This is a genomic window from Arsenicicoccus sp. UBA2120, from assembly GCF_002330965.1.
GTDB classification, from domain to species: Bacteria; Actinomycetota; Actinomycetes; order Actinomycetales; family Dermatophilaceae; genus Arsenicicoccus; species Arsenicicoccus bolidensis.
On sequence record NZ_DCYC01000103.1, the window covers coordinates 35787 to 43289 of the forward strand.

Below are 7503 nucleotides of genomic sequence, written 5' to 3' on the forward strand. Positions count from 1 at the left end.
CAGTGGGCGACGCCAGGCGCCTCGGCCGCCTCGACCGCGGTGCGGCCGGCGCGACCCACGGCCCAAACGGACAGCCACGCCGACCACCAGGGAGAGCACGCCCACCGCGACGATGGCGACCCCGAGTCCGCCGAAGGCCCCCGCCAGGACGAGGACGAGGATCGGGCAGACGAAGTTGCCGAGGAAGCTCGCCGAGGTCCACAGGCCCGTGCCCCGCCCGTGCTGCCCGTGGGTGAGCGGGGTGAGCGTCCAGGTCAGAAGGCTGGGCAGGAGCAGGCCGTTGCCGAAGCCCGTGACCACGGCCGCGGGCACGAGCAGCGCCACCGACGGCGCCAGCCCCATGCCCAGCAGACCCAGCCCGGACAGGACGAAGGCCAGGGGCACCGTGAAGGCGTGCCCGCGACCAGCGATGCGGGTGAAGGTGAACGACCCGGCCGCCGTCCCGACCGACGCGATGGCGCTGACCAGCCCGATCATCGGCGGCGACGTCACGCCGACCTCGACGAGGCGATAGGACAGCTGCACGATCAGCACGTAGAAGACCAGCCCGCCGAGGAAGCTCACCGCGACCGGCGCCAGGAGCAGGCTCCACCGCACCGGCGGGAGCACCTCGTCGCCCTCCGGCACGTGGGTGGTGTTGAACAGGAACACCGCGCAGAGCACGGCCAGGACCAGGCCCACGGCATATAGCCCGAACGGGACCCGCCAGCTGGAGGCGCCCAGCGCGCCACCCAGCCCGAAGAGCACGGTGGCGGCGATCGTCGTCGTCATCACCTGATAGCCGAAGTAGCGCACGCGCTGCGCGCCGTGGAAGTAGTCGGCGAGCAGCGTCGTGCACGCGGTCATGATCACGGCCTCGCACAGGCCGACGAGGACCCGGCTGGCGACGATGAGAGGCAGCGTGGGCAGCCACAGCGGGGCGGTGCCGGCGACGGCATACAGCACCAGGGCGCCGACGAGGAGGCGCTTGCGGCCGACCCGGTCGACGACCCGGCCGGCGATCAGCGCGGTGAGCCCGACCATGAGCGCGGGGACGGTGACGACCATGGGGGCGAGCGCCTCGACGCCCGGGGTGCCGGCGAAGGCCTCCTGGATGCGGGGCAGGTTGGGCGCCATGAGCACGGCCGCGAGCACGGACATGCAGGCACAGGCCAGGAGGATGGCACCCTCGAGGGGCCCGGCGGGCCGGCCGGTGCGTGGGTTGACCACGACGGCGGGGCTGGGGGTGGCGGGCGGTGCGGACATGCTGGCTCCATTGCTCAGGCGACGAGTGGGGCAACCCTGGCGGGGAACCCGACGGGGCGGAAGCGCGACCCGGCTGGCCCTGGTATCGCGGCGGTCGATACCAGCCGAAGGGTGGACTTCCGCCGACCCCCGGCGCGGAGGACGGCCCCCGGCGGACAATGCCCACATGAAGGATGTCGACCTCAACCTGCTGCCCTCGCTGCAGGCGCTGCTCGAGCTGCGCAACGTGTCGCGGGCCGCCGAGAGGATGCATCTGAGCCAGTCGTCGATGAGCGCGTCGCTCGGCCGGCTGCGGCGCCACTTCAACGACGAGCTGCTCGTGCGCGCCGGCCGCGGCTACGAGCTGACGCAGTTCGCGGAGGCGCTGGCCCCGCGGGTGGACCGGGCCATGGCCGACGTCCAGGAGGCGCTGCAGCTGCACGCGGGCTTCGCCCCCTCCACGAGCGACCGGACGTTCGTCATCGCGGCGTCGGACTACGTGGCGTCCGTGCTGCTGCGCCACCTGCGAGCCCGGATGACGCAGGAGGCCCCCGGGATCCGCGTCGACGTGGTGCCGACCTCGCGCCCCATCAGCACGCCGCACGTCTTCAACCAGGTCGATCTCGTCATCGGCCCGATGGGCTTCGCGCTGCCGGGGGACAGCCGCGCGCTGTTCCGCGACGACTTCGTGGTGCTGCTCGACCCCGCGCACCCGCTGCTGGCGGCCGACCGGCTCACCGTCGCCGACGTCGCCGCGGCGCCCCAGGCCATCGGCGAGTTCGGCGGCAGCATCATCCCCCCGCCGATGCGCTTCTTCGCCGAGGTCGACCAGGCTCCTCGCGTGGCGGCGCGGATCTCGGGGTTCCAGGCGCTGCCGTCCATCGTCGAGGGCACCGACCTCGTGGCGCTGGTGCCCCGTCGGCTCGCCGCCCGGGCCGTGCGCGACGGCCGGCTCGTGGCGATCGCCGTCGCAGACGAGCTCGAGATCCCGCTGGTGGAGGGCATGTTCTGGCATCCCCTGCAGTCCGCGGACCCCGGCAACACCTGGCTCCGCGACGTCGTCCGGCGAGCGGCCGACGCCATGGAGGACCCCACGCTCGACCTGCACCCGGTGCGGATCGAGGCAGGCACGCAGGTATGACGGATCCGCCCGCCCTGCTCCATCGCCGTCAGGGGTGGCGGACGGACCGGTCCAGCGCGGCGTAGCCGGCGGGCTCCCAGGTCGGCTTGCCCGCCAGGTCACAGGCCGGGTCGCCCGCGAACAGGTCGCCGAAGTCCAGCACCCCGGCCAGAGCGGGTTGCCCGGGCGGATTGCCCCCCGTCAGTCGCCTCTCGACGGTTCCCTGACCGCATCTCGCGACATCGGGGCCACTCCGGGTGGTGATAGCCACCAAAAGCAGCCCCAATCACGGGCGTGACGCTCGTCCGGTCAGCGGGTCCCCCGCAACTCGCACGCACAACGCCCCCATCTGCGGCCACCACCCGCGGCAATGAGTCGTTGTGCAGGCGAGTTCCGGGCCCTGGGTAGCCTGGCCACATGTCCCACGCGCCTGACCGGATCGCCGCTGCCGCCCTGGTCCCGCGACGGCAGCGTCCTGCTCGGTCACCGGCACCCCCAGCGCCGCTGGTACCCCGACTGCTGGGATCTCGTCGGCGGCCATATCGAGCATGGTGAGACCCCGGCCGAGGCGGTGGTGCGCGAATGTCTGGAGGAGCTCGGCATCACCATCCACGACCCGGCGCCGGTGAGGATCACGATCGACGACCCGACGCTCGACATGCACGCCTTCCTGGTGACCGGCTGGTCGGGCGAACCGGCCAACCTGGCGCCCGACGAGCACGACGCCCTGGGGTGGTTCACGGCCTCCGAGCTGTCGGACCTGTCCCTGGCCCACCCAGCCCTGCTGCCCCTCCTGCTCGGGCTGCTCGTCGACCAGTGAGCCTCGACCAGACCGGCGTGAGCGCTCCAGCTGAGCAACCCGCGCAGATCCCCGCCGCGAGGATCCCTTCCCTTCACGGCCTCTCGCGACATCGGGGTCACTCCTGGTGGTCATAACCACCCAAAGCAGCCCCGATCCCGGCCGTGCACCTCGTCTGCTCGTGGACCACGGCGCAACTCACATGCACAACGCCCCCATCCATGGCCGCCACCTGCGGCAATGGGTCGTTGTGCATGCGAGTTCCCGATCCTGAGCCCGCTGTGGCCTCTCCGCCCACCTGCCCGCAGGGCGACCCGTCCGGCCCGGGCGCAGCCGCCGTCAGCTCGCGACGGTTGGGGCGGACGCCGCGGTCACGCTCGTCGGTGAGAGCCACCGCGCACGGCTACGCGATCGCCACCCCTTCGAAGCGGTGAGATCTCACCACCCTGTTTGTCGACGTACGACCAGGTGCCGGTGCGGAGGAAGAGCGACGTGACCTGAGGAGGGCCGATGCGGCGCGCTGTCGCTATCCGAGTCATCCGCTCACGATTCTCACGAAGGCCCGAGCCGCCGGCGTGGGGTTGAAGCCACTCCAGGCGAGGTACTCGACGCGGGTCGGTCCGTCGGTCACGGGGACGGTGACCACGTCGATGCCGACGGGGACGACGGCGGCCGACAGGAGGGCGACAGCCAGGCCCCGCTCGACCAGCCCGCACATGAGGTCGATCGCCATGGCCTCGAAGGCGACCTCGCGCTGGAGGCCGGCTGCTCGAATGGCGAGGTCGGACTGGGCCCGACCTCCCGTGCCTGACGGGAAGTCCACGAACGGGTCATCGACAAGGTCGCGAAGCCGCAGACGTCGGCGGCCCGCCAGTCGGTGCGAGCCTGGCAGGACGGCGACCAGCCGCTCGCGGGACAGCTCACGCGTGACCACCCCGTCGTGCCTCACAGCATCGGGCAGCCCGAGGAAGGCGACGTCCAGCCGTCCGGCGGCGATCTCGGTGACGAAGTCGTCGCTGCCCCCGGCATGCAGACGGATCCTCACGGCCGGGTGGATGGCATTAAACGCGGCCAGCACCGCAGGTATGTCGACCGCCGCGACCGTGGGGATGACCCCGATCGTCAGGGCGCCGCGGACCTGCCCGTCTGCCGCCGCGGCGTCCACGACCGCGCGGTCGGCGGCACGCAGGCTCGCCCGGGCAGCGACGATGAAAGCCTCCCCCGCTGCAGTGACCTCGACCCTGCGCGAGGTCCGCGCGAACAGGCTCACGCCGAGCTCTTGCTCGAGCGCCTTGACCTGGTGGCTGAGGGCCGACTGCACGACGAAGCACCTCTCGGCGGCGCGTGTGAAGCTGCGCTCCTCGGCGACGGCCACGACATACCGCATCTGCTGCAGCTCCATCCATCCATCATCCCTGCTCATCACTGGCATGACAACCATGTGTTGGACTCATGGATGGGCAGACCCGCACGCTGGGGACATGCCCACGACGACCCGATCCGCCACACCCACCCGTGCCGCGCCCGTCAACGTCGGTTGGATCGCGCTGACCGCCCTCGCGCCTGCGGTGTGGGGCACGACATACATCGTCACGACCCACCTGCTACCCGCGGGACACCCGTTGTTCGCCGGGCTCGTGCGCACCCTCCCTCCGGGACTCGTCGCCCTCGCACTGGCGCGCCACCTGCCCCGTGGGTCGTGGTGGTGGAAGAGCTTTGTGCTCGGCGGACTGAACATGGCGGCGTTCTTCCCTTTGCTGTTCGTCACAGCCCAGCGCCTGCCTGGTGGTGTCGCGGCCACGCTCGGAGCGATCCAGCCGATCGTCGTTGCGCTGCTCGCCGTGGTGTTCCTGCACGAGGTCCTGTCGGCTCGGCGCGTTGGGTGGGGTCTGGTCGGGATGATCGGCGTCAGCCTCGTCGTCCTCGGACCAGCCGCCTCGCTGGACCCGATCGGCGTCTTCGCGGGCATGGGTGGAGCAGCGTCGATGGCGACCGGCGTCGTCCTGACGAAGAAGTGGGGACGCCCGGACGATGTCTCGGCCCTGGGGCTCGCCGGGTGGCAGCTCACCGCCGCCGGCATCCTGCTGCTCCTGCCTGCCCTACTCATCGACGGCGTCCCACCAGACATCGACGCGCCTGCCCTGGCCGGGTACGCCTGGCTCGGGATCGTGGGCGCGCTGCTGAGCTACAGCATCTGGTTCGCCGGCATCCGGCACCTGCCTGTCACACCCACCGCCCTCCTGGGGCTCCTGTCGCCCCTCGTGGCCGCTCTGCTGGGCGCTGTGGTCGGCGGAGAGTCCCTGACCCCGACCCAGCTCATCGGCTTCGCCGTCGCTCTCACCGCTCTCGTGCTCGGCCAGCTTCCCTCTCCCGCACCACGAAAGGACATGTCATGAGAATCGCCGTCTTCGGTGCCACCGGCATGGCCGGCTCCGCCATCGTCGACGAGGCGTCGTCGCGGGCGCACGACGTCGTGGCCGTGGCCCGCCGAGCGCCGTCCGGGGCGCTGCGCTCCCACGCAGTGCTGCCTCTCGACGTCGCTGACAACTCGGCGCTCATACCAGTGCTGCACGGTGTCGACGCGGCCGTGCTGGCGATCCGGTTCCCACCGGGCGACGAACATCGACTCGCACCGGCTACTGCCCGGTTCCTGGACGCCGCATCTCGGGCGGCCACTTCGGTCCTCGTGGTCGGCGGGTCAGCCCCGTTGTGGTCACCCAGGGCGGCCCACACCCGGGTCATCGACGATCCGGCATACGTTCCGCCGGAATGGCGGGACGTCGCGCAGGCCAGCCTTGACCAGCTCGAGAGCTGTCGGCAGCACCCGTATGACGGGTGGGCCTATCTCAGCCCACCGGCCGTCTTCGAGCGAGGCGACCGCAGCGGCGCGTACCAGCGCGGAACGACGACCCTGCTGCAGGATGCGCACGGCAGGTCACGCATCACTGCACCGGACCTTGCCATCGCCGTCCTTGACGAGCTCGAGAACCCGCGCGGCGAAAAGCACTTCACGGTCGCGTCCGCCTAGTCTGGACCACTCGTTCAGTGTCGTGCTGCGAGGATCTGCTCGCGGAGGATCTCCGCGTGACCGACGTGCTGCGCGGTCTCGCGGATGCAGTGCGTCAGGATCCAACCCAGGGTCATCGGCCCGAACCGGTGACCCGTGATGACCTCGTCCAGCGCGCGCCTTGAGATCGCTTGCCGGGAGCGGGCGCACGCCTCCGCGTGGGCGTGTCGGACCGACTCCACCGAGTCCCGGTCCTGCAGCAGGAAGCTCTCGGCCGGTGTGGCGGGGAGGCCGAGCTCGGCGCGCGTGGACCCCAGGAGCAGCTCGGTGAACCAGATCGTCTCCACGAGCGTGAGGTGCTTGACCAGCCCGAGGACGGTGGTCGGCGAGGGGACCAGCGATCGCCGTGCCTCCTCGTCGGTCAGACCGTCGAGCACCGCCGTGGCGGCCGCCCGGTGCTCGTCGAGGAAGGTCGTCAGCATGGTCCGCTGATCGGCCTGGCCGACGCCGAACGACGGCGGCAGATCGGGACGCGCGGCGTCGGGCATGACGCCACCGTACGCGGATCCGCCGGCACCGCACAGGGCCTGCTAGCCCCGTCGACCGCCGAACGCCCAGCCGTGCACCTCGATCCCGACGTGGACACCGCCACCCAGCACCCCGCGGGCCTCGGCCCGGTCCTTGGCCGCCAGCAGCGCCACCACGCCGAGCTCCTGGCGACCGTCGTCGGAGAGCAGCGGCCCGTAGGCCACGAGATCGCCACCAGGAGCGGCGAGCTCGCTGACGGGACGCGGCGCTCGCGCGAATCCCAGCACCAGGTAGAGGTTCTCGCTGCGGTGGTCACCGACATACGACCGCATCGTCCGCCCGAGCACGTTGTGCCAGCGCCTCACCAGCACGTCGCGAGAGGCGCCCGCCTGGTAGCCGGGCTCCTCGAAGGCGAAGGCCCACGCCGCGGCGGCATCGGGGAGGTCCACGATGTGCACGCTGCCGCTCAACGTGCCCTCCTGGTCGAAGGTCGGACCGCGGGCGACGAAGCGGCCGTCGAACCGGTCCATGTAGGACCAGTGCTCCTCGACCATGCTCACGCGAAGCTGCTCGGCGCCGACCCGGTCGCGATGGAAGCAGAAGAAGTCCATGCGTCCCAGCCTGCCCCTGAGGTCAAGCGGCAGTGGGACGGCGGCGCGGGATCAGGGCGAGCAGGACGCCGACCACGATCCAGGCCGCGAGCACGACCCACGCGCGGGTCGCCCCCGCACCGTCGAAGTACGCCGCAGACCGTACCGCCGTCGCCGCCGCGCCGACGGGGAGGTACTGACCGATCTGGCCCCACTGAACCGCCCCGGGTTCAGT

Annotated in this window: 7 protein-coding genes and 2 pseudogenes; 4 read left to right on the top strand and 5 right to left on the bottom strand. The window is 71.5% G+C overall.

The features are described 5' to 3' along the window. Positions 1-6: 6 nt before the first annotated feature. Positions 7-1413: pseudogene (locus B2P18_RS17735) on the bottom strand (MFS transporter); the annotation flags it as partial. Here B2P18_RS17735 and B2P18_RS17740 point away from each other — a divergent pair. Further along, positions 1412-2365, top strand: coding sequence for a LysR family transcriptional regulator (locus B2P18_RS17740; RefSeq protein ID WP_286961787.1), 954 nt, complete (start codon positions 1412-1414; stop codon positions 2363-2365). The pseudogene B2P18_RS17735 and the gene B2P18_RS17740 sit on opposite strands and share 2 nt — an antisense overlap. A 349-nt stretch (positions 2366-2714) precedes the next feature. Further along, positions 2715-3164, top strand: coding sequence for an NUDIX hydrolase (locus tag B2P18_RS17745; protein ID WP_286961788.1), 450 nt, complete (start codon positions 2715-2717; stop codon positions 3162-3164). A 514-nt stretch (positions 3165-3678) separates the two neighbouring features. Here the strand turns inward: B2P18_RS17745 and B2P18_RS17750 are convergent. Further along, complete coding sequence (locus tag B2P18_RS17750; protein WP_286961789.1) at positions 3679-4545, bottom strand: LysR substrate-binding domain-containing protein; 867 nt, start codon at positions 4543-4545, stop codon at positions 3679-3681. A 79-nt stretch (positions 4546-4624) separates the two neighbouring features. On the opposite strand from B2P18_RS17750, the gene B2P18_RS17755 reads away from it, so the two are divergent. Both B2P18_RS17755 and B2P18_RS17760 read left to right on the top strand, forming a co-directional pair. Further along, positions 4625-5539: an EamA family transporter gene (locus B2P18_RS17755; protein ID WP_019287352.1), complete on the top strand. Its 915-nt coding sequence runs from the start codon at positions 4625-4627 to the stop codon at positions 5537-5539. Then, entirely contained in the window at positions 5536-6171 is a 636-nt protein-coding gene (locus tag B2P18_RS17760) for an NAD(P)-dependent oxidoreductase (protein ID WP_286961790.1), read from the top strand. Before B2P18_RS17755 ends, B2P18_RS17760 begins: the two co-directional genes overlap by 4 nt. 14 nt (positions 6172-6185) lie before the next feature. On the opposite strand, the gene B2P18_RS17765 is transcribed toward B2P18_RS17760, so the two are convergent. The 3 genes and pseudogenes from B2P18_RS17765 to B2P18_RS17775 form a co-directional block, all read right to left on the bottom strand. After that, positions 6186-6698: a DinB family protein gene (locus B2P18_RS17765; protein ID WP_286961792.1), complete on the bottom strand. Its 513-nt coding sequence runs from the start codon at positions 6696-6698 to the stop codon at positions 6186-6188. A 42-nt stretch (positions 6699-6740) separates the two neighbouring features. Beyond that, the gene (locus B2P18_RS17770) at positions 6741-7289 is read right to left on the bottom strand and encodes a YciI family protein (protein WP_029212932.1); all 549 of its coding nucleotides are present in this window, start codon (positions 7287-7289) and stop codon (positions 6741-6743) included. Between the two features lie 22 nt (positions 7290-7311). Further along, positions 7312-7503 (bottom strand): annotated as a pseudogene (locus tag B2P18_RS17775) (hypothetical protein); the annotation flags it as partial.

Bases quoted from the DNA above. Each gene is read 5' to 3' on its own strand.
- B2P18_RS17740 (WP_286961787.1), top strand. From the start codon at position 1,412: ATGAAGGATGTCGACCTCAACCTGCTGCCCTCGCTGCAGGCGCTGCTC.
- B2P18_RS17745 (WP_286961788.1), top strand. From the start codon at position 2,715: ATGAGTCGTTGTGCAGGCGAGTTCCGGGCCCTGGGTAGCCTGGCCACA.
- B2P18_RS17750 (WP_286961789.1), bottom strand. From the start codon at position 4,545: ATGGAGCTGCAGCAGATGCGGTATGTCGTGGCCGTCGCCGAGGAGCGC.
- B2P18_RS17755 (WP_019287352.1), top strand. From the start codon at position 4,625: ATGCCCACGACGACCCGATCCGCCACACCCACCCGTGCCGCGCCCGTC.
- B2P18_RS17760 (WP_286961790.1), top strand. From the start codon at position 5,536: ATGAGAATCGCCGTCTTCGGTGCCACCGGCATGGCCGGCTCCGCCATC.
- B2P18_RS17765 (WP_286961792.1), bottom strand. From the start codon at position 6,698: ATGCCCGACGCCGCGCGTCCCGATCTGCCGCCGTCGTTCGGCGTCGGC.
- B2P18_RS17770 (WP_029212932.1), bottom strand. From the start codon at position 7,289: ATGGACTTCTTCTGCTTCCATCGCGACCGGGTCGGCGCCGAGCAGCTT.